Origin of the sequence: Streptomyces sp. NPDC059832, assembly GCF_042731715.1 — a bacterium.
GTDB lineage: Bacteria > Actinomycetota > Actinomycetes > Streptomycetales > Streptomycetaceae > Streptomyces.
On record NZ_JBHWIY010000025.1, the window covers coordinates 104,653 to 124,889 of the forward strand.

Below are 20,237 nucleotides of genomic sequence, written 5' to 3' on the forward strand. Positions count from 1 at the left end.
CCTCACGCACACCGCTCGTAGCGGCCGACGCAATCCGCTCGTAGCGACCGACGCACACCACAGGAGACCCATGAACATCGTCACCCCCGTCACCACCCCCGAGGAATACGCGCGCGAGATCGCCGCCGCGGCCGTCCCCGGCCTGCCCGCCGACTTCCGCTGGGGCGTCGCCACCGCCGCCTACCAGATCGAGGGCGCCGCCGCCGAGGACGGCCGGACCCCGTCCATCTGGGACACGTACTGCAGGGTGCCCGGCATGGTCGTCCGCGGCGAGAACGGCGACGTGGCCTGCGACCACTACCACCGGATGCCCGAGGACGTGCGGCTCATCGCGGACCTGGGCGTCGACACGTACCGGTTCTCGCTGTCCTGGCCGCGCATCCAGCCGGGCGGGCGCGGACCGGCCAACGCGAAGGGGCTGGACTTCTACAAGCGCCTGGTCGACGAGCTGGAGGCCAGGGACATCACCCCCTGGATCACCCTCTACCACTGGGACCTCCCGCAGGAGCTGGAGACCGGCGACATCAGCGGTTCCATCGCGGGGGGCGGCTGGCCGGCCCGCGACACCGCCCACCGCTTCGCCGAGTACGCCGCGCTCGCCTACGACGCGCTCGGTGACCGGGTGAAGCACTGGACGACGCTGAACGAGCCGTGGTGCTCGGCCATGCTCGGCTACGCGTACGGCAACCAGGCGCCCGGCCGGCAGGACTTCGGCGACGCGATCAGGGCCGTGCACCATCTGCTCCTCGGCCACGGCCTCGCCGCGCGGTACATCCGTGAGACGGCCGCCGCCCGCGGCAACGAACTCGAACTCGGCATCACGCTCAACCTCGGCACCGCCACCCCCGAGACCGACAGCCCCGAGGACGCCGAGGCCTGCCGCCGCGCCGACGGGACGGGCCGCCGCCTCTACCTGGACCCGCTGGTCAAGGGCGCCTACCCCGAGGACGTCGTCGCCGACCTCGCCCTGCGGAACGCCGAGCTCCCGGTCCGGGACGGCGACCTGGACATCATCTCCACCCCGATCGACATCCTCGGCGTCAACTTCTACCGCGGCACCCTCTTCTCCGGCGTCACGGAGGAGGGCTCCCCGGTGGACGCCGAGGGACTGCCGGTCACCCGCGGCGTGGAGCGCGACCTGCCGCGTACCGCGATGGACTGGGAGATCACCCCCACCGCCCTCACCGACCTGCTGGTGGGCCTGGAGAAGGAGTACGGCGTCCCGACGGTCATCACCGAGAACGGCGCCGCGTTCGACGACACCGTCTCCGAGGACGGGCAGATCCACGACGCCGACCGCACCACCTATCTCGCCGACCACATCGCCGCCGTCGCCGCGGCCCGCGCCGCGGGGGCCGACGTCCGGGGTTACTTCGCCTGGTCGCTGATGGACAACTTCGAGTGGTCCTACGGCTACGACAAGCGGTTCGGCATCGTCCGCGTCGACTACGACACACAGGAGCGGACGCTCAAGGACAGCGCCAAGTGGTACCGCGACACCATCCGGCTCACCCGGAGCCGGTGAGCACCGCGCGCGACGGCTGTCGCACGCCTCACCCGTCCGGGTTAGCTTCGAAGTATGCGGAACAGGTTGTTCCCGACCCTGCTGGCCGGCCTGCTGCTGATCCTGGCGGCGGCCGTCCTCGGCATGGCACCCGGCGCGCCGGCGCCGGCGGGAGCAGCCACCGTCGCCGCGTCCACCGTCGACGACGTCGCGCAGGCGCTGCGCAAGGGCCCGGTGTACGTGGACCCGGCGGCGTCCGACCAGCTCTCACCGGGCCAGGCCGCCGCCCTGACGAGGAAGATCAAGGACGCCGACAAGCCGGTGTTCGTGGCGGTGCTGCCGCCGACCTCCGCGTTCCCCGCGAAGACCCTGCTGACCACCCTGCGCACCGACACCGGCATCACCGGTGTCTACGCGGTCCGCCTCGGCAACGGGTTCGACGCGGGCGCCGACCCCCAGGTGATGTCCACCCGGGCGGTCCACAACCTCACCGCCGCGGTGAAGACGCCCGGCGCGGACACCGACGCCGCGACGCAACTGAACGCCTTCGTCGACCGGGCCGTGGAGCAGGCCCGCGGCAGCGCCCCCGCCTCCTGGGGCGGCTCGTCCGGGGGCGGCGGGCCCTCGTCCGCCGTCGGGCTGATCACGGCCGGCGCGATCCTGGTGCTGGGCGGCGGCACGGCCTACGCGCTCGTCCGCCGCAACCGGAGGCGCAAGGAGACCGAGGAGCGGGCCGCCCTCGACAAGCTCCGGATCGTCGTGGACGAGGACATCACCGCGTACGGCGAAACCCTGGACCGGCTCGACTTCCACCCGGCCGAACGGGGCGCCGACGACACCATGCGCGCCGACTACGAGCGGGCCCTCGACTCGTACGAGACCGCGAAGACCCGGATGGACAGGGCCCGGCATCCGTCCGACGTGCGCGGGGTCACCCGGGCCCTGGAGGACGGCCGCTTCTCCCTCGCCGTACTGGAGGCCCGCCGCACCGGCGGCGAACTGCCGGCCCGCCGCCCGCCGTGCTTCTTCGACCCGCGCCACGGCCCCTCGGTCGCCGACGTCCGGTGGTCCCCCTCCGGCGGCGCGGCGCGCGAGGTCCCGGTCTGCGCGGCGGACGAGCTCCGGCTGCGCGAGGGCGAGGAGCCGCTGAGCCGCACCGTCGACACCGGCGAGGGCCGCCGTCCGTACTGGGAGGCGGGTCCGGCGTACGGTCCCTGGGCGGGCGGCTACTTCGGCGGCGGCCTGCTCCCCGGCCTGCTCGTCGGCACGGTGCTCGGCTCCATGCTGTCGAGTCCCGCGTACGCGGTGGAGTACGGCGGCGGCGACTTCGGCTCCGGCGGGGACTGGAGCGGCGGCGACTTCTCCGGGTCCGACTTCGACCCGTCGGGCTTCGACGGCGGAGGCTTCGACGGCGGGGGCGGCGGCGACTTCGGGGGCGGCGGTGGATTCGACGGGGGCGGGTTCTGAGCCGCTGACCAGCGACCTCTCGGGCAGGTGCGATTCATGCTAGACCTGAAGTTATGTCTGGTATCGGCCGATTCCGGGCGCGGCTGCGTCGCTCCGTCCGGCGATCACGTCGGCACGATGGAGGACGCTCGGGCCAGGCGGCCCCGGCGCCCTCCGGCCGGGGCCTGGCCGATCGGTCCCCGAGCCGCGGACTGCGCTCCCTGCTCAGCGTGCACACCGTGGCCGGCCAGGTCTTCTGCTTCGTCCTCGGTCTCGTACTGCTGCTCGTCACGGCAGGGGCGGTCGCGCTGGTCGTGCAGGGCCGCCGCGACAGCATGGCCGAGGCCCGCGCCCACACCCTGAGCGTCGCCGAGACCTTCGCCCACTCGCCCGGGATCGTAGTGGCGCTGGACAGCAAGAACCCCACCGCGCTGTTGCAGCAGAGCGCCGAGGAGGTCCGCAGACTCACCGATGTCGAGTACGTCGTCGTGGCAGGCCCCCAGGGCACCCGCTACACCCACCCCGATCCCGCACTGATCGGCAAGCACCTCGTCGGCCCCTACAAGGAGGCGCTGGCCGGGCACGGGTTCACCCGGACCTTCAGCGGAACCCGTGGGCCCTCGGTCAACTCGGTCGTGCCCGTGACCCGGTCCGACGGCTCGGTCGCCGGCCTGGTCTCGGTGGGGGTCACCGTCGAGTCGGTGAACAGCGTGGCCGACCGCTCCATCCCGTTCAGCGCGGGCGCCGCGGTGGCCGCCCTCGCGCTCACCACGGGCGGCGCGGCGCTGCTGAGCAGACGGCTGCGCCGTCAGACCCATGGGCTCGGACCCGCCGAGATGACCCGGATGTACGAGCACCACGACGCGGTGCTGCACGCGGTCCGCGAGGGCGTCCTCATCGTCGAGGGCGACCGGCTGACCCTGGCCAACGACGAGGCCCGCAGACTCCTCGACCTGCCCCCGGACGCCGAGGGCCGCGCGGTCGCGGAGCTCGGGCTGGACCCCGGCACCACCGCACTGTTCGTCTCCGGCCGCACCGTCACGGACGAGGTGCTGCGGGCCGGCAACCGGCTGCTGGCCGTCAGTCTCCGTCCGACCGACACGCACGGCGGCCCGCCCGGCGCCGTGGTGAGCCTGCGGGACACCACCGAGCTCCGCGCGGTCACGGGACAGGCGGAATTCGCGACCGAACGACTGCTGCTCCTGTACGAGGCCGGTGCCCGGATCGGCACCACGCTCGATGTCACCCGGACGGCGCAGGAACTGGTGGACGTGGCGATCCCCGGATTCTCCGACGCCGCGACGGTCGACCTCGCCGACCCCGTACTGCGCGGGGACGAACCGGTCACACCGGACGGCGGCACGCTGGAGATGCGCCGCACCGCCGTCGCGGCGGTCCGCGCGGACCATCCGCTGTATCCGGTCGGCCATGTGGTGGGTTTCGTCCCCGGCCGGACCCGGGCCATGCGGGTGCACAGCGACGATGCCGATCTGCAGAGCGATTTCATGAAGCTGGGCTGGAGGAACTGGGACCGCGACGTGGCCGAGCGGATCAGGGAGCAGGGATTCCACTCGCTCATGTCGGTGCCGCTGCACGCGCGCGGCGTCATCCTGGGCATGGCCAACTTCTGGCGCTCGGGCGATTCGGAACCGTTCGACGACGACGACCTGTCCTTCGCGGAGGAGCTGGTGGCACGGGCCGCGGTGGGGGTGGACAACGCCCGCCGCTACTCGCGGGAGCACGCAATGGCCGTGACGCTGCAGCGCAGCCTGCTGCCCCGTGTCCTGCCCGAGCAGAACGCCCTCGATGTCGCCCACCGCTACCTGCCGGCGCACGAGGGGGTCGGAGGCGACTGGTTCGATGTGATCCCGCTGTCCGGCGCCAGGGTGGCGCTGGTCGTCGGCGACGTGGTCGGGCACGGGCTGCACGCCGCGGCCACCATGGGGCGGCTGCGCACCAGCGTCCACAACTTCTCCTCGCTGGATCCCATGCCCGACGAACTCCTCGGGCATCTCGACGAGCTGGTGGCCCGGATCGACCGGGACGAAGCCGAAGAGGGCGATGTCGAGATCGCCGGAGCCACCTGCCTGTACGCGATCTACGACGCGGTCTCCGGCAACTGCACGGTGGCGCGGGCCGGCCACCCCGGGCCCGTGCTGGTGCTGCCGGACGGCACCGTCGAGTGTCCCGAGGTCCCGATCGGACTTCCCCTCGGCATCGGCGGCATGCCCTTCGAGGCGGCCGAGTTCCACGTACCCGAGGGGAGCCGTCTGGTCCTGTACACGGACGGTCTCGTCGAGCGGCGGGGCCGGGACATCGACGCCGGCCTCGACCTGCTGCGCGAGGCGCTCGCCGGCCGCGAGCGGACACCGGAGGAGACCTGCGACGACGTGCTCGACGCGCTGCTGAACGATCAGCCGGACGACGACGTCGCCCTGCTCGTGGCCCGCACCCGCAGGCTCGATCCGGACCAGGTCGCGCAATGGGCGGTGGCCACCGATCCGGCGGCCGTCGCCGGAGTGCGCAAGAACGTCGCCGAGTGGCTCACCGACCGGGGCCTGGAGGAGGAGGCGTTCGCCACCGAGCTGATCCTGAGCGAACTGGTCACCAACGCGGTGCGCTACGGCACGGCGCCCATCGGGGTCCGCCTGCTGTACGACCGCAACCTCATCTGCGAGGTGTCCGACAGCAGCAGCACCTCACCGCACCTGCGCTACGCGGCGGCGACGGACGAGGGCGGCCGGGGCCTGTTCCTCGTCGCCCAGTTCGCCGAACGCTGGGGCACCCGCTACACCGAGACGGGCAAGGTCATCTGGTCGGAGCAGACGGTCGGCGAACCGGAGGAGAACAATCTCCAGGACCTTTGAGGGCAGTCCGGTGCCAGGGCTCCCGGGCGGAGCCGGTATCTCCGCCATTTGCCGATACGGCAATGGAGCTTGCCGAAATGGCGCTGCTTCGCGGACGCTTCCAGCGAAAGGGAGGTGCTTCTCATGAGCGACATGACCGGAGGTGGCAGCGTGAACGGCGGCAACGAGGTGACCGGTGGCGACGGCGCGGACCGGCGCCACGACGTGGTGGTGATCGGCGGTGGGGCCGCCGGGCTGAGCGGGGCCGTGACCCTCGCCAGGGCGCGTCGTTCGGTCCTGGTGATCGACGCGGGACACCCGCGCAACGCCCCGGCCTCGCACATGCACGGTTACCTGGGACACGACGGCGTCCGGCCCTCGGAGCTGCTGGCCACCGGCCGGGACGAGGTGACCCGTTACGGGGGCGAGGTCGTCCAGGGCGCCGTGGTGGCCGCCGAGCGGCTGCCCGACGGCGAGGGATTCCGCGTCGTACGGAAGGACGGGACCGCGGTCGTGGCGCGCCGGCTCCTGGTGACCACCGGCCTCGTCGACGAACTGCCCGAGGTGCCGGGCGTGGCCGAACGGTGGGGGCGCGAGGTCCTGCACTGCCCGTACTGCCACGGCTGGGAGGTCGCCTCCCGCCCGATCGGCGTCCTGTCCACCGGGCCGCTGGCCGTGGACCAGGCGCTGATGTGGCGCCAGTGGAGCGAGGACGTCACCCTCTTCCGCCACACCGGGCCCGAGCCCACCGACGAGGAGTACGAGCAGCTGGCCGCCCGCGGCATCGCCGTGGTCGACGGCGAGGTGGTCGCCCTCGACGTGACGGACGGCCGGCTCACCGGGGTACGGCTGGCGGGCGGCCGGGTGGTCCCGGGCGAGGCCGTCGTGGTGCAGCCCCGCTTCACCGCCCGCGCGGACTTCCTCGCGGATCTGGGCCTGGTGGCAGCCGAGATGAAGGCGGTGGATCAGGTGATCGGGACGTACGTCGCCGCCGACCCGGTCGGGGCGACCGAGGTGCCCGGCGTCTGGGTGGCCGGCAATGTCGCCGACCCGAAGGGGAAGGTCATCGCTGCCGCTGCCGCCGGGGTGCAGGCCGCCGCGGCGATCAACGCGGACCTGATCGCCGAAGACGTGAGCCGCGCGGTCGCCGCCCGCCGGGCCTGACCGGGGCGCGCCGAGCGCCCGCCTCCCTCCCCGGCGGGGGAGGGGAGGACGGGCGCGCTCGGGTTCGGCCGTGAGGTGCCGGGCGACGGGGTGCCGGGGGTGTCAGGCCTGCGTCGCGGCGGACTTGATCGCGGAGATGTCGAAGTTGAGCTTGACCTTGTCGCTGACCATCACGCCACCGGTCTCCAGCGCCGCGTTCCAGGTCAGGCCCCAGTCGGAGCGCAGGATGTCCGCGCTGCCCTCGAAGCCGACCCGCTCGTTGCCGTAGACGTCGGTGGCGGAGCCGTTGAACTCCAGGTCGATGGCGAGCGGACGTGTGACGTCCTTGATGGTCAGGTCACCGGTGACGCGGTACTTGTCCCCGCCGAGCTGCTCGGCCTGCGTGGAGCGGAACGTCATGAGCGGGAACGTCTCGGCGTCGAAGAAGTCGCCGCTGACCAGGTGGCCGTCGCGGTCGGAGATGCCGGTGTCGACACTGGCGATCTTGACGTCGATCGACGCGGTGGAGTTCGCCGGGTCGGAGCCGTCCAGCTTCAGGCTGCCCTCGTGCTCGCCGAAGGTGCCGCGCACATTGGTGACCATGGCGTGGCGCACGGTGAAGCCGATGCTGCTGTGGGCCGGGTCGATCGCGTAGTCACCGGTGAGGGCGGCGAGGGCCGGGTCCACGGCGGGGGCGATGGTGGCGGTGGCGGACGGGGCGTTGTTGTTCTTGCGGTTGAACAGAGCCATGGCTCCTCCTCGGGGGACGTGATCGAGCGCGGGGTCGAGCGGTGGTCGAAGCTTTTGTTTAACCTTCAACGAGATTGACTGTAGCGCGATCTAGTTCAATGTTCAACATCAAGGTCATGCGTGTTGCGAACGGGGCTGCGGGGTGTCGCGAACGGGCTGCGGGTGCTGTGCGAGGTTGCGGGATGCCGCGAACGACACCGGGGGATGTCGCGAACGACGCCACGGGATGTCGCGAACGAAACTGCGGGATGTGGCGAACGGCGGCCGAACGGCAGCCCAATTGCCGCCTGTCATTGCCGCCACCCTCTGGCGGACGCGCGTAGAACTCGGGCAGTATCTCCCTGCCCTTACTTGTCATGAGCAGGAGGAGTCCCCCCATGCTGTCCCATATGAGACTGCGCCCCGTCCTCACCGCATTCGCCCTTGTCCTGGGCGTTCTCTTCGCCCCGGGCGTCGGTGTCCTCGGCGGTGGTGCCACCCAGGCCCACGCCGACGCCAAGCTCACCCACGCCGACGCCGCCGCCCGGTTCAACTCCTCCGGGGTCACCTGGTCGTCCTCCGGCGGCTGCTCCAACCGCAACGTCGCCACCTGCACCTCGTTCGACCAGCTCAACCTGGCCACCGCCCAGGGCGCCCAGACCCTCAAGAGCGCCACGGGCTGCGCGCTGAACATCACCGGCGGCACCGAGACCGGGCACGCCAGTGGCACGTACTCGCACTGGAACGGCTACAAGCTCGACTTCGCGAAGTCGACCTGCCTCACCAACTACATCCACAACGTCTTCACCTACATCGGCCTGCGTGGTGACGGCGCCCCCCAGTACAAGGCGGGTTCCGGCAACATCTACGCCGACGAGGGCAACCACTGGGACGTGACGTACTACAACTGCGGCGGCTGCTGACTTCCGCGCCGCGAGCGTCAGTTCGTGCGGGTGCCCCCTTCGCCGGACGGGGCACCCGCACGGGTGCGTGATCACGTCCGCAACGAGCCGGCGGCGAACACTGCTCGGTCCAGGAAATGAGCCGGATGCCGCTCCTTGGGGAGATGCCCCGCCGCCGGAGCGCGCGGCTGCCGGTGCAGGCGTACCGGCCATTCCTCCACCCGGGGCAGATACCCACATGAGACTCACCCGTGCGGCGCCGGCCGTGGCCGCAGGCGCCCTGGCCCCGGCCCTGCCGGCTGCGGAACTCAGGGCCCGCACCGGCGGGCCTCGGTGCGGGCCGAAGTCGCCGGGTCAGGCCCCCACGGTCACCGTGAAGCGGCGCGGGTTGCCGTCGTTGGCGGCGCCCGAGACGTCGGGTTCGCCGTCGGGGCGGACGTCGTCGTAGGGGAAGGCGTAGCCGATCGGGGTGTTGGCGTGGACGACCCGGGACCAGTGGTTGGTGGCCGGGTCCCGGTAGTAGTCGGCGGTCGAGGTGCCGTTCGGCTGGTCGGGGTGGGTGAGCATCAGGGAGCGGTTGAAACCGGAGGCCAGGCGGGCCAGGAGGGCCTTCTTGTCGTCCGGGTCGCCCGGGTTGTTGGCGAACGGGCCGTGGTTGCAGGTGAAGACGTCCTTGGAGACGGGCTTGGTGAAGGTGTGGCCGCCCTCGAAGGTCAGGAGGTCGCCGTTCACCCGGCCGGTGCGTACTCCCCGGCCGCCCTGGAGGTCGATGCGCAGGTCGGTGGAGCGGTACTTCTCCCAGACCCGGTCGATGTAGGAAGTGAACACGTCCCGGAACGGCATCTCGTCCGGGCGGTCGAAGAACGGCGCCATCAGGTTCTGCGGCGAGATCACCCGCAGTACGTTGCCGTCCGCGCCGCGGATCACCAGCTTGTCCCACGGCTGGCCGTCGGTGGCTGCCTGGGCGACGAGGCCGTCCGCGATGCGTTGCACCGCGCCGTCCGGGAGCGGTGCAACGGTGTGCGTCGCGTCGCCGGTCAGGGTCAGGCCGATCGGCAGTGCGGTGACCAGGTCCACGTAGCTGATGTTCGCGTACAGCTGTTGCGGGTTGAAGGTGAACTCGCAGAAGGACCAGGTGCGGCCGTAGTTGGCGTCGGTGGACGTCGCGAACGCCGGCTCGACCAGGGCGGGGCCGGGGTTGAGATAGAACGTGAGGGTGTCGTCGCGTACGAAGTAGACACGGGCGCCGTACATCTGGGGGAGCGTGAGAACCACCGGCGCACCGCCTGCCGGGTTCAGCGGGATGGCGCAGTCGACCGGGAGTGGGGTCTGCGGCGCGGCGGGGGAGTCGGGGTGGTAGACGCTGCCGTCGGCCCGCAGCAGGACCCAGCGGTCGGTTCCCTGTTCGTGGCCGGTGACATAGGCGTTGACCCTGCCCGGCAACGAGCGGTTCTCCAGGGCGAGTTCACAGGTCGCGGGGGCGGCGGAGGCGCTCGGGCTGAGGGCGCTGCCCCAGACCGGGTAGGTGAGGGCGGTCGCGGTGGCGGCGGCGCCGCCCGTCAGGAACAGTCTGCGCGAAATCACGAGAGGACTCCCGGTGTGTGGGGGGTCACGGACGGGGTGATCGTGCGGGGGGTGAAGTTCGACGGGGCGTCCGTGGTGCGAACCACTCTCGTGACGGTCGCAGGGGGGAGTCAAGACTTGTGGCTGAGAGCGCTCTCAAAAATGGGAAGTCTTCACAACTCGATACATTGAAAGGGGGGTTGCGGCCCGGCGCGCCAGGCCGCAGTCCCGTCAGACCGTGGCGTCCAGGAACGCGGTCCAGGCGGCGGGGGGAACGGTGAGGACGGGGCCTTCGGTGACCTTGGAGTCACGGATGTGTACGGCGGCGGGGTGGGCGGCCACCTCTACGCAGTCACCGCCTTGGTCGCTGCTGTAGCTCGACTTGCGCCAGTCGTAGGCGACTTCGACGCAGTCGCCGCCCTGGCCGCTGCTGTAGCTGGACTTGAACCAGGCGAGGGCGGCGGTACGACGGGCCGGGTGTGCTGCGCGGGTCATTTCACTCCAAGCAGTTCGTCCAGTAGGCGTGCGCTCTCCTCGACGGAATGCGCCTGCGAACGCAGCATCCCATATTTCTGTTGGAGCACACTGACGTCGTCTGGATCTTCGTGAAGGTAGCTGGTCAGCTGGCCCTCTACGTAGGCGAGATGGTCGTGGTCGGGGGTCTCCAGTAGCACCATGGGGCCTGCATGCCCCGCATGCTTCGGCAGCTTCATCGGCATGATCTGGAGTCCCAGGAAGGGAAGTTCCATGCAGCGGCGCAGATGGGCGATCTGCTCCCGCATCATGGCGGGGTCCCCGAGCTCGCTGCGCAGGATGCTCTCCTCCAGGATGAAGTGCAGCATCGGGCGGGGCCTGCGTTCCAGCAGCCGCTGCCGGTCGAGCCGGGCGGCCAGCCACTCCTCCACTTGGTCCTCTTCGAGAGGCGGGTATTCGCAGGCGAAGAGGAAGCGGGCGTACTCCTCGGTCTGGAGCAGTCCCGGCACCACCTGGTTCTGGTACGAGAGCAGCGTCACCGCCTCCTGCTCGTAGTCCACGAAGTCCTGGACGAATGCCGGGAACCGCTCCTTCTTCGGCACCTTCTCCACCGCAACCCGCAACGCCCCCTTCGTGTCCAGCAGTTCGTCCAGCAGGACCGCGAAGTCCCACTGCAGCGCTCTGCGGCCCTGCTCGATCGAAGCGATCGTGTCCTCGCCCACGGAGCACCGCTCGGCCAGGGCCGCCTGCGTCATTCGGGCCGCCTTGCGGAACATCGCCAGCTGGGCGCCGATCAGGTGCCAGGACGTGATCCGCTTGCTCTTCTTCTTTGCCGGTTGCATGAACTGCCTCTCCCCGTCACGAACCCCGGATGACCCGTCAGGAGTCGTACGTTGCCGTTGTACGACCCGACGCGCTGCTCAACCGTAGTGACTTTGTGTGACGTTGGAAGCGTGAACGAGACAACTCAACTCCCTTGCTCCCGCGAGGTCTTCCACCGCCGGGAACGCCGATCCGTCCCGCTCGTACGGCAGTTCGTGCGTGCGGCTCTCGTCGACTGGGCGTGCGAGGCCCGGACCGACGACGTGTTGCTCTGCGTGAGCGAACTCGTCACCAACGCCTTGCTGCACGGTGTCCCGCCCGGTCGTGGATTCCGCCTCCGGATCCACCTGGAGCCGGTCGACGGCACCCTGCGCATCGAGGTCCACGACAGCGGTGACGGGGAGGTCCGGCTCGCCGATTCCTGGGCGGACTCCGATGAGGAAGGGGGCCGTGGGCTGCGGCTGGTGGCGGCGCTCGCCGACAAGTGGGGGGTGGGGGAGCGGAACCCGGGCAAGGTGGTGTGGTGCGAGTTCGAGGTGTCGTTGGGGTCTACCGATTCCGGCCGCGCGTGGGCTATCCCTGGAGTGGCGGCCCTCGACGGGGCCGTTCCCGTGGAAGTGGAAGGAACCCTGCCGTGGACGACTGGTACGTGGACGACCGCTGCACCAACTGCGACGTGGCCCGACAGTTCGCACCCGAGCTGATCGGAGAGGAGGAAGGAACGTCGCGGATTCTGCGGCAGCCGAGCGACGAGGCGGAGAACCGGCGCTTACACGCCGCCGTCTTCGCCTGCCACACCCGCTCGATCCGGCCCGCGTCCGGACAGCCGGACCCCGCACTCGACCCGTTCCCGATGGCGCTGGACGACGGCGTCTTGGTCTGCGGGCACAACTCCCGGCATACCGCCGGCGCCAACTCCTACCTCCTGCGGCGCCCGTCCGGCACGGTCATGATGATCGACACCCCGCGCTGGAGCACCGGACTCGCCGAGCGGTACGTGGCGACGACCGGTCCCGTCACCGATGTGCTGCTCACCCACCGCGACCACGCCGCGCACGGGCGCCGATACGCCGACCACTTCGGCGCCCGGCTGTGGATCCACGAAGGGGACCTCGACGCGGCGCCGGACGCGGACCGGGTGATCCGGGGGCTCGACCCGGTGGAGATCGGTGAGGGCGTCACCGCCCATCCGCTGCCCGGCCACACGCGGGGCAGTGTGCTCTATCTCGCGGACGGCCGGTACTGCTTCAGCGGCGACAGCTTCTACTGGTCGCGTACGACCGATGATCTCGAAGTCGCGGAGAGCGTGACCTGGTACTCCATCGAGGAGTTGGCCGCCTCCCTGGCGCGGACGGCGGGGCAGCTGAGGTTCGAGTGGGTGCTGCCCGGCCACGGCGACCGGCAGCGCCGGGACGCCGACGAGATGTCCCGCCGGCTGCACGCGCTGGCGGAACGCACGGAGCTGCTGCGGCCCCGGCCGATCGACTTCACCGCCCTCCGCTGGTGAGGAGGATCCGTCACGCATCGGCCGCCGGGCGCGCCGCGCGGTGGCTCTTGCGGTAGGCGCGTGGTGTGGTGCCCGTCAGCCGGGAGAAGTGGTGGCGCAGGCTGGCCGGGGAGGCGAAGCCGCACAGGCCGGCCACCCGCTCCACCCCCTCGTCGGTGTCCTCCAGCAGTTCGCGGGCCCGCTCCAGCCTCCGGCGCAGCAGGTACTGGGGCGGGGTGGCGCCGGTCCGTGCGTGGAAGCGGCGGTTGAGGCTGCTGACGCTGATCCCCGCGTGCGCGGCGAGGTCCGCCGGGGTCAGCGGTAGGTGCAGGCGGGTCTCCAGCCAGCGCAGCGTCGGTTCGATGCCCGCGCTCTCGGCGAGTTCGCGGTCGATGGTCTCCTGGACGCGGTCGCCGTGGGGCAGGAGCGGGGTGAGGAGTTCCCGGGACGTCTCACCGGCCACCCGCTCGCCGTGGTCCTGGGCCAGCAGACGCAGGCAGACGTCCATGCTGCCGAAGACCCCGGCCGAGGTGAGGAACCGGCCGTCCGTCACGACCGTGCCGATCGGATCGACCTCGATACGGGGGTGGCGGCGGGCCAGCTCCTCGGTGTGGCGCCAGCCGGTCGTGGCGCGGCGGGCGTCGAGGAGGCCGGTGGCCGCGAGGGTGAAGACGCCCGTACCGATCGCGCCGATACGACAGCCGCGCGCGGCTGCGGACCGGAGCGCCGCGAGTACCTCGGGCGTGGGCTCGTCGCGGGGGCCGTCGCCGTCCTGGCCGGGGATCAGGACGACGTCCGCGTCGGCGAGGCCGTCGAGCCCCCACGGAACGGAGATCCGGAGCGGGGCGGGTGCCCCCGTGGCGGTGAGGCCGGGGGCGGCGCAGAGCCGTACCTCGTAGTCGGCGTCGGGGTGGCCGGCCGTCGCCGTCCCGAAGACCAGCCCGGGGGTGGTCAGCTGGTGTCCGGGGAGCCTGTCGGGCACAAGAACGGCGATTGCGGACATATTCAGAATCTATCCGAGGGTGAGGGGGACGGGCAGCTGCGGTGATCGGGGCGCACCCGGGCGGGCGGGCCGACGGACTGTCCGCCCGGGTGCGTGTCGTGTCAGCGGTGCGCGTGGATGGTCCTGTCGATCCACTTGGCGTACGCGGGAACGTTGGTGTACATCCCGGGGCCGGTGCCGCAGGTCGGGTCGGTGTCGCCGTCGCCCGACGTGGCGCCGACCAGCTCCCAGCGTCCGTCCCGGCCGCGCTGGAGCTGCGGGCCGCCGGAGTCGCCGAAGCAGGCCATGGCGCCCGGCGTCCTGCTGATGGTGCAGATCCGGGTCTTGTCGGCGCGGCCGGGCGAGCACTCGTTCACGGCACCGATGCGGGTGTCCAGCTGCTTGAGTTTGTCCGGGAACACCGCCTTGGAGAGGTCGTCGGTGTCGAGGACGGTGCCGAAGCCGAGCAGGCGCGTCGGGGTGCCGGGTCGGCCCACCGACTCGGCGATGCGGATGGGCTTCGCCGAGACCGGGCGGTCCAGCTCGACGAGCGCGATGTCGTTCCTGCTGGGGTTGGACTCGACGTCGTAGGCGGGGTGGGTGACGGTCCGCTTGATGTGGCGCACGGTGCCGCCGGACTCCCGGTCGTCGGACCCGATGCGCACGATGCCGTCCAGCGCCTCCGGGTTGACGCAGTGGGCCGCCGTCACCAGCCAGCGCGAGGTGATCAGCGAGGCGCCGCACTGGGCGTGCACCTCGCCCGCCCACTGCGGGAGCGTGGCCATGAACGGGTAACGCTGCGTGGCCTCCTGCCCGTTGACGATGGCGTTGGCACTGCCGGACATGGCCGTGACGCAGGCCGTCGCGGCCAGGGCGACGGCGGCGAACCGTCCCGCACGACGGGAGCGGGACCTGCGGGACCGGGACGGGGCGGCGGACGGCGAACTGCTTGTGAACACGGGTGATTCCTTCGTTCCGATGCGCGTCGTGCGCTTCGTGCGGGTGGTGGACGGGCGAACCGGCTGCCGGGCGTCGTCTCGCTTCCGGTGCCGCGCAACACCCATCCTGCGTACCGGGCCCGTCCGGAAAAAGCGGTCCTGATGTCACCCTCGGCTAAATTCTGGACATGCCAGTGATCGCCGTCCTCGCACTCGACGGGGTGCCGGGCCATGAACTCACCGGGCCCGGAATGTGCTTCGGCACAGCCGTCCGGCACCACCCGCATGTCGCGTACGAGCTGCGGTACTGCACCGCCCCGGGCTTTCGCGGAACCGGCTCCCCGGCGCCCTTCGCCATCGACACGCCCTGGGGCCTGGAAGGGCTCGCGGACGCCGACACCGTACTGCTGCCCGGCCACGCCGGCTTCCGCGACGAGCCGGAACCCGGGGTCACCGATGCCCTGCGGGCCGCCGCGGACCGGGGAGCCCGCATCGGCGCGTTCGGCACCGGGACGTTCACCCTCGCCGCCACCGGGCTCCTCGACGGACGCCGGGCGGCCACCGGGCGACAGTACGCGGCGGAGCTGGCGCGGCGCCATCCCCTGATCGACGTCGATCCGGAAGGGGCCGTCGTGGACGCGGACCCCTTCCACAGCGCGGCCGGAGTGCTCGGCGGCCTCGATCTCTGCCTGCACCTGATCACCCTGGACCACGGCGTGCCGGTCGCCATCGAGACGGAGCGGCAGGTCTTCATGCAGCTCCACACACCCGCCGATGCCGGCGCCGAGGAGGCCCCGCCCGCCGCACCCCGCCACCGGGCCGGCCCGCACTCCCTCGGGCCCACGATCCGGTGGCTGGAGGCCCACCTCGACCACCCGCTGACGCTGAACGACATCGCCGACCACGCGGGGCTCACCGTCCGCGGTCTGAACCGGCGCTTCCAGGCGGAGACCGGGCTCTCCCCGCTCCAGTACCTGCTGCGCGCCCGCGTCCAGGCGGCGCAGCGGCTGCTGGAGCGCGGGGACGAGCCGGTGGAACGCATCGCCGCGCGCACCGGCTTCGGCACCCCCGCCAACCTGCGCCACCACTTCCAGCACCACACGGGCACCGGTCCGCGCGTCTACCGCACCGCCTTCCGGGCCCTGGTGGCCACCTTGACCCGGGCGGAAGGCAAGGACGCCGAAGCGGCGGAGCCGGCTGCGTACCGCGGCGCCGACGACGCCGGAGCGGACGGACGGCACGGCTGACGCCCGCGCCGCGCACCCCGCGCGCCGAACTGCGGACACCTACCGTCCACTTGGACTTACGCAAAGCGGTTGTTGGACTGGAGGGCCCCGAGAAGCCGCACGTCGTTGACGCTGTCCAGTCACGGGGACTACTCAGAGCACATGTCGCGAAGATTCACTTCGGCGGGCGCTGTCGCCGCCGCCTCAGCCGCCGTCCTGGCGCTGGTGGGGACCGCGCTCCCCGCCACCGCCGCCTCCGCTCCCTCACCCGCAGCAGTCGAGCCGGCCGTGCCCGCGGGCGCCACCGTCATCGGATCCGCGCAGCTCTCGGTCGCCGTCGCCGACGACTTCCCGCGCGTCCTGGCGTACACCGACAGGGCCAGTGGCAGCCGGCTGTTCGGCAGCACCCAGCCGGTCACCGCCGTGACCCTCAACGGCACCGCGCACCCGGTGAAGCTCAAGGGCGCCCCCCGGGTCACCGCCTCGGCCGCCCGCTACACGCTGGTCTTCACCGACCTGCCCGGCATCGAGATCGACGCCTCGCTCTCCGTCTCCGGACGCGCCACCACCTTCAAGGTGACGGCCGTCCGCGACACCGAGGCGTTCCGCGTCGGCACCATCGACATCCCCGGCCACGACCTGGTCTCCGTGGGCTCCACGGACACCGGCGGTGCCACCGCCTTCACCCGGCTGGACAACGACTCGACCAAGACCGCCGACGTCTTCTCGAAGGTCACCGCGGACACCGCCGCCGACAAGGCGCCGGTGGGTGCCTCGTACGCGCTTCTCAACACCGGCTCGCTCGCCGCGGCCGTCGAGTCCAACTCCTCGTACGACAAGCCGTCCGGCGCCACCGGCGGCGACGACGCCCGGTTCTGGCACCAGGCCCGCAAGGCCGACGACGGCAGTGTCCGGGTCGGCGTCTGGTCCGGCCAGTGGACCTACCGCGGCGAGGGGGCGCCGAAGCCGGAGAGCGGGGACAACCTGCCCTGGGCGAAGGTCGTCGTCACTCCCGACGCCAACGGCGACAAGCAGGTCGACTGGCAGGACGGCGCCGTCGCGTTCCGCTCGATCGGCGTCACGGCGCCCGGCAGCAAGGACACCCCGGACCGGGTCATCACCCACATCCCGTTCAACTTCGCCAGCCAGGCCACCCACCCCTTCCTGCGCACGCTGGACGACGTCAAGCGGATCTCGCTCGCCACCGACGGCCTCGGGCAGATGGCGCTCCTCAAGGGGTACGCCGCCGAGGGCCACGACTCCGCCCACCCCGACTACGGCGGCAACTACAACAAGCGCGCCGGGGGGCTGAAGGACCTCAACGAGCTCCTGAAGGACGGCAAGAAGTGGGGCGCCACCTTCGGCGTCCACGTCAACGCCACCGAGGCGTACCCGGATGCCAAGGCCTTCGACGAGAAGCTCGTCGACAAGACCAAACCCGGCTGGAACTGGCTCGGCCAGAGCTACTACATCGACCAGCGCCGCGACATCAACAGCGGTGACCTGGCCAAGCGCTTCCAGCAGCTGCGCGACGAGACGGACCCCAACCTCAGCCTGCTCTACATCGACGTCTACTACACGCACGGCTGGATCGCGGACAAGACCCTCCGGTCCGTGCAGAAGCAGGGCTGGAACGTCGGCACCGAATGGGCCGACAAATTCGAGCGCGGCTCGCTCTGGTCGCACTGGGCCAATGACCTCGACTACGGCGGCGCCACCAACAAGGGCCTCAACTCGAAGATCATCCGGTTCATCCGCAACGACGAGAAGGACGTCTGGAACAACGACCCGGTCCTCGGCCAGACCGCCATCGAGGAGTTCGAGGGCTGGACCAACGAGACCGACTGGAACGCCTTCTACGACAACATCTGGCAGCGCGACCTGCCCGCGAAGTACCTCCAGCACCAGAAGATCACCCGCTGGGACGGCAATGACATCAGTCTCACCGGCGGTGTCCGGGGCACGGTCGAGGACGGCAAGCGGACCTTCTACGACCACGGCCGCAAGGTCCTGAGCGGCACCGACTACCTGCTGCCCTGGGACGGCGGGAAGAAGCTCTACCACTACAGCAAGTCCGGCGGCACGAGCAGCTGGGCGGTGCCGTCGAACGGCACGTACACCGTCTACGAACTCACCGACAACGGGCGGGTCAGGACCGGCACGGTCAAGCCCGTCGACGGGAAGATCACGCTGACCGCCAAGGCCGGTCAGCCGTACGTCCTCTACCCGCACCAGGCGCCGAAGGCCGCCGACCCCCAGTGGGGCGAGGGCACCCCGGTCGACGACCCGGGCTTCAACGACAAGGCGCTGACCGCCTGGTCGAAGACCGGAACCGTCGCCCGGGAGACCGACGCCAACGGCCTCAACAGCGCCCAGCTCTCCGGCAGCGGCACCGCCGCACTCGCACAGCGCATCGACGGCCTCGCCCCCGGCAAGCGCTACACCGCCTCCGCGCTCATCGAGGTCCAGCCCGGAAGGACCCGGCACACCACGCTCTCGATCGGCGGCAGGTCCGTCGCCGTGGACCGCTCCACCGCCAAGGACCAGGTCGCCGCGTCCGAGCGGCACGGCACGTACTTCCAGCGGGCCAAGGTGAACTTCACCGCCCCCGCCAACGGCCACACCACCCTGCGCATCGAGGCAGCCGCGGGCAGCGCCGCGAGCGTGCGGGCCGATGACGTACGCATCGTCGCCAACGCCCCGAAGACCAAGGAGAACACCCTCTCCTACGAGGACTTCGAGGCCGTGGACCAGGGCTGGGGCCCCTTCCTCAAGGGCGACGCGGGCGGCTCCACCGACCCCCGTACCGTCATCTCCCAGCTGCACGCCCCGTACACCCAGGCAGGCTGGAACGGAAAGCTGATCGACGACGTGATCGGCGGCAAGGAGTCCCTCAAGTCCCACGAGGAGAACGCCGGACTCGTCTACCGCACCGCCCCCTGGACCGTGCCGATGACGGACGGGCACCGCTACAAGGTCGAGTACGACTACCAGTCCAGCCACGCGGGCGCCTACGAGTGGGTCGACGGCTACGACCGGATCACCGCCGACGGGAAGCCCGACTCGGTCGAGACCCGGACCACCGCCATCGGACAGCAGCGCACCACCGGCCACTTCGCCGAGACGGTCACCGCGGGCTGCGGCGACACCTGGACCGGACTGCGCAAGCGCGACGACGCCCCCGAGGGCGCCGACTTCGTCCTCGACTCCTTCACCGTGACCGACCTCGGCCAGGCCCCCGCCTCCGAACAGGCCGCCTGTGGCACCCTCGGCGTCGAGCCGGCCGCCGAGACCCTGGAGCCGGGCACGGCCAACACCGTCAAGGCCTCGTTCACCAACTACGAGGCGACGGCGGCGACCGGCGTCGCCCTGAGCCTGTCCGTACCCGAGGGCTGGCAGGCGGAGCCCGCGGGCGCCGTCACCTTCGACTCGGTCGCGGCGGGCGCCAAGGTCACCGGCAGCTGGCAGGTCACCCCGCCGGTCGACGCCAAGTACCAGGTGTACAGCCTGAGTTCCGAGGCGAAGTACACCGTCGGCGGCGCACAGCGCTCGCTCGGCGCGCAGACCTCCGTACGGACCCTGCCGCCGCCGCCCACCACCGACAGCTGGGCCAGCGACCTGGACTGGACGGCCTCCGAGAACGGCTGGGGCCCGGTGGAGAAGGACCTCTCCAACGGTGAGACCGGCACCGGCGACGGCTCCCCGCTGACCATCGGTGGCACCGTCTACACCAAGGGCCTCGGCAGCCACGCACCGGCGAAGGTCCGCTACTACCTGGGCGGGAAGTGCACCTCGTTCACCGCCCAGGCCGGCGTGGACGACGTGCAGAAGAGCGCCGGCAGTGTGCAGTTCTCCGTCACGGCCGACGGCACCGAGAAGGTGAAGTCGCCCGTGCTGAAGGCGGCCGACAGCGCCTGGTCGCTGACGGCGGACGTCACCGGAGCCAAGTACGTCGAACTGGTCGTCGGCGACGGCGGCGACGGCAACGGCAACGACCACGCGGACTGGGGCGACGCGCGCTTCCACTGCGGCGGCTGAACCCGCGCGATGCGGGGCGGGCGCACCGGGAGCCTCTCGTCTGGACCGTGCAGACGAAAGACCCTCGTCGGTGCGCCCGTCCCGCATCACGCATGCGGTGGCGGCGCTCCCCGTCGCGTGACATCCGGTGGACACCGG

Annotated in this window: 14 protein-coding genes and 1 pseudogene; 9 read left to right on the plus strand and 6 right to left on the minus strand. The window is 71.3% G+C overall.

All coding sequences use genetic code 11. The features are described 5' to 3' along the window. Positions 1-70: 70 nt before the first annotated feature. The 4 genes from ACFV8T_RS32850 (at position 71) to ACFV8T_RS32865 (ending at position 6,960) form a co-directional block, all read left to right on the plus strand. Complete coding sequence (locus ACFV8T_RS32850; protein WP_385334712.1) at positions 71-1,525, plus strand: GH1 family beta-glucosidase; 1,455 nt, start codon at positions 71-73, stop codon at positions 1,523-1,525. Positions 1,526-1,579: 54 nt separating this feature from the next. Further along, a complete protein-coding gene (locus tag ACFV8T_RS32855; protein ID WP_385334714.1) occupies positions 1,580-2,971 on the plus strand; it encodes a hypothetical protein in 1,392 nt (463 codons plus the stop codon). A 53-nt stretch (positions 2,972-3,024) separates the two neighbouring features. Beyond that, positions 3,025-5,817: a SpoIIE family protein phosphatase gene (locus ACFV8T_RS32860; protein ID WP_385334716.1), complete on the plus strand. Its 2,793-nt coding sequence runs from the start codon at positions 3,025-3,027 to the stop codon at positions 5,815-5,817. A gap of 132 nt (positions 5,818-5,949) precedes the next feature. Continuing rightward, positions 5,950-6,960: an NAD(P)/FAD-dependent oxidoreductase gene (locus ACFV8T_RS32865; protein ID WP_385334759.1), complete on the plus strand. Its 1,011-nt coding sequence runs from the start codon at positions 5,950-5,952 to the stop codon at positions 6,958-6,960. Positions 6,961-7,062: 102 nt separating this feature from the next. On the opposite strand, the gene ACFV8T_RS32870 is transcribed toward ACFV8T_RS32865, so the two are convergent. After that, positions 7,063-7,689, minus strand: coding sequence for a YceI family protein (locus ACFV8T_RS32870; protein WP_385334718.1), 627 nt, complete (start codon positions 7,687-7,689; stop codon positions 7,063-7,065). 377 nt (positions 7,690-8,066) lie between these two features. Here ACFV8T_RS32870 and ACFV8T_RS32875 point away from each other — a divergent pair, with 377 nt between their 5' ends. Then, positions 8,067-8,591 carry a hypothetical protein gene (locus ACFV8T_RS32875; RefSeq protein ID WP_385334720.1) on the plus strand — a complete coding sequence of 175 codons (525 nt, stop codon included), beginning with the start codon at positions 8,067-8,069 and terminating at the stop codon, positions 8,589-8,591. Between the two features lie 333 nt (positions 8,592-8,924). On the opposite strand, the gene ACFV8T_RS32880 is transcribed toward ACFV8T_RS32875, so the two are convergent. The 3 genes from ACFV8T_RS32880 to ACFV8T_RS32890 all read right to left on the minus strand — a co-directional run bounded on the left by ACFV8T_RS32880 (position 8,925) and on the right by ACFV8T_RS32890 (position 11,449). Next, positions 8,925-10,154 carry a glycoside hydrolase family 64 protein gene (locus tag ACFV8T_RS32880; RefSeq protein ID WP_385334721.1) on the minus strand — a complete coding sequence of 410 codons (1,230 nt, stop codon included), beginning with the start codon at positions 10,152-10,154 and terminating at the stop codon, positions 8,925-8,927. A 210-nt stretch (positions 10,155-10,364) separates the two neighbouring features. Then, a complete protein-coding gene (locus ACFV8T_RS32885) occupies positions 10,365-10,628 on the minus strand; it encodes a DUF397 domain-containing protein (RefSeq protein WP_385334723.1) in 264 nt (87 codons plus the stop codon). Next, a complete protein-coding gene (locus ACFV8T_RS32890) occupies positions 10,625-11,449 on the minus strand; it encodes a helix-turn-helix domain-containing protein (RefSeq protein WP_385334725.1) in 825 nt (274 codons plus the stop codon). Before ACFV8T_RS32890 ends, ACFV8T_RS32885 begins: the two co-directional genes overlap by 4 nt. A gap of 111 nt (positions 11,450-11,560) precedes the next feature. On the opposite strand from ACFV8T_RS32890, the pseudogene ACFV8T_RS32895 reads away from it, so the two are divergent. Further along, a pseudogene (locus tag ACFV8T_RS32895) lies at positions 11,561-11,968 on the plus strand (ATP-binding protein); the annotation flags it as partial. A 95-nt stretch (positions 11,969-12,063) separates the two neighbouring features. Further along, complete coding sequence (locus tag ACFV8T_RS32900; RefSeq protein ID WP_385334726.1) at positions 12,064-12,936, plus strand: MBL fold metallo-hydrolase; 873 nt, start codon at positions 12,064-12,066, stop codon at positions 12,934-12,936. A gap of 10 nt (positions 12,937-12,946) precedes the next feature. Here ACFV8T_RS32900 and ACFV8T_RS32905 read toward each other — a convergent pair whose 3' ends face one another. Together ACFV8T_RS32905 and ACFV8T_RS32910 are read right to left on the minus strand one after the other, a co-directional pair. After that, positions 12,947-13,918, minus strand: a complete 972-nt coding sequence (locus tag ACFV8T_RS32905) for a GlxA family transcriptional regulator (protein ID WP_385334728.1) — start codon at positions 13,916-13,918, stop codon at positions 12,947-12,949. A 101-nt stretch (positions 13,919-14,019) separates the two neighbouring features. Beyond that, complete coding sequence (locus ACFV8T_RS32910) at positions 14,020-14,856, minus strand: S1 family peptidase (RefSeq protein ID WP_385334730.1); 837 nt, start codon at positions 14,854-14,856, stop codon at positions 14,020-14,022. 167 nt (positions 14,857-15,023) lie between these two features. Here ACFV8T_RS32910 and ACFV8T_RS32915 point away from each other — a divergent pair, with 167 nt between their 5' ends. Together ACFV8T_RS32915 and ACFV8T_RS32920 are read left to right on the plus strand one after the other, a co-directional pair. Then, positions 15,024-16,082, plus strand: coding sequence for a GlxA family transcriptional regulator (locus ACFV8T_RS32915; protein ID WP_385334733.1), 1,059 nt, complete (start codon positions 15,024-15,026; stop codon positions 16,080-16,082). A gap of 141 nt (positions 16,083-16,223) precedes the next feature. After that, positions 16,224-20,099 carry an endo-alpha-N-acetylgalactosaminidase family protein gene (locus ACFV8T_RS32920; protein WP_385334735.1) on the plus strand — a complete coding sequence of 1,292 codons (3,876 nt, stop codon included), beginning with the start codon at positions 16,224-16,226 and terminating at the stop codon, positions 20,097-20,099. Positions 20,100-20,237: the final 138 nt, after the last annotated feature.

Bases quoted from the DNA above. Each gene is read 5' to 3' on its own strand.
- ACFV8T_RS32865 (WP_385334759.1), top strand. From the start codon at position 5,950: ATGACCGGAGGTGGCAGCGTGAACGGCGGCAACGAGGTGACCGGTGGC.
- ACFV8T_RS32870 (WP_385334718.1), bottom strand. From the start codon at position 7,689: ATGGCTCTGTTCAACCGCAAGAACAACAACGCCCCGTCCGCCACCGCC.
- ACFV8T_RS32875 (WP_385334720.1), top strand. From the start codon at position 8,067: ATGCTGTCCCATATGAGACTGCGCCCCGTCCTCACCGCATTCGCCCTT.
- ACFV8T_RS32915 (WP_385334733.1), top strand. From the start codon at position 15,024: ATGCCAGTGATCGCCGTCCTCGCACTCGACGGGGTGCCGGGCCATGAA.
- ACFV8T_RS32890 (WP_385334725.1), bottom strand. From the start codon at position 11,449: ATGCAACCGGCAAAGAAGAAGAGCAAGCGGATCACGTCCTGGCACCTG.
- ACFV8T_RS32855 (WP_385334714.1), top strand. From the start codon at position 1,580: ATGCGGAACAGGTTGTTCCCGACCCTGCTGGCCGGCCTGCTGCTGATC.
- ACFV8T_RS32860 (WP_385334716.1), top strand. From the start codon at position 3,025: ATGTCTGGTATCGGCCGATTCCGGGCGCGGCTGCGTCGCTCCGTCCGG.
- ACFV8T_RS32920 (WP_385334735.1), top strand. From the start codon at position 16,224: ATGTCGCGAAGATTCACTTCGGCGGGCGCTGTCGCCGCCGCCTCAGCC.
- ACFV8T_RS32885 (WP_385334723.1), bottom strand. From the start codon at position 10,628: ATGACCCGCGCAGCACACCCGGCCCGTCGTACCGCCGCCCTCGCCTGG.
- ACFV8T_RS32850 (WP_385334712.1), top strand. From the start codon at position 71: ATGAACATCGTCACCCCCGTCACCACCCCCGAGGAATACGCGCGCGAG.
- ACFV8T_RS32905 (WP_385334728.1), bottom strand. From the start codon at position 13,918: ATGTCCGCAATCGCCGTTCTTGTGCCCGACAGGCTCCCCGGACACCAG.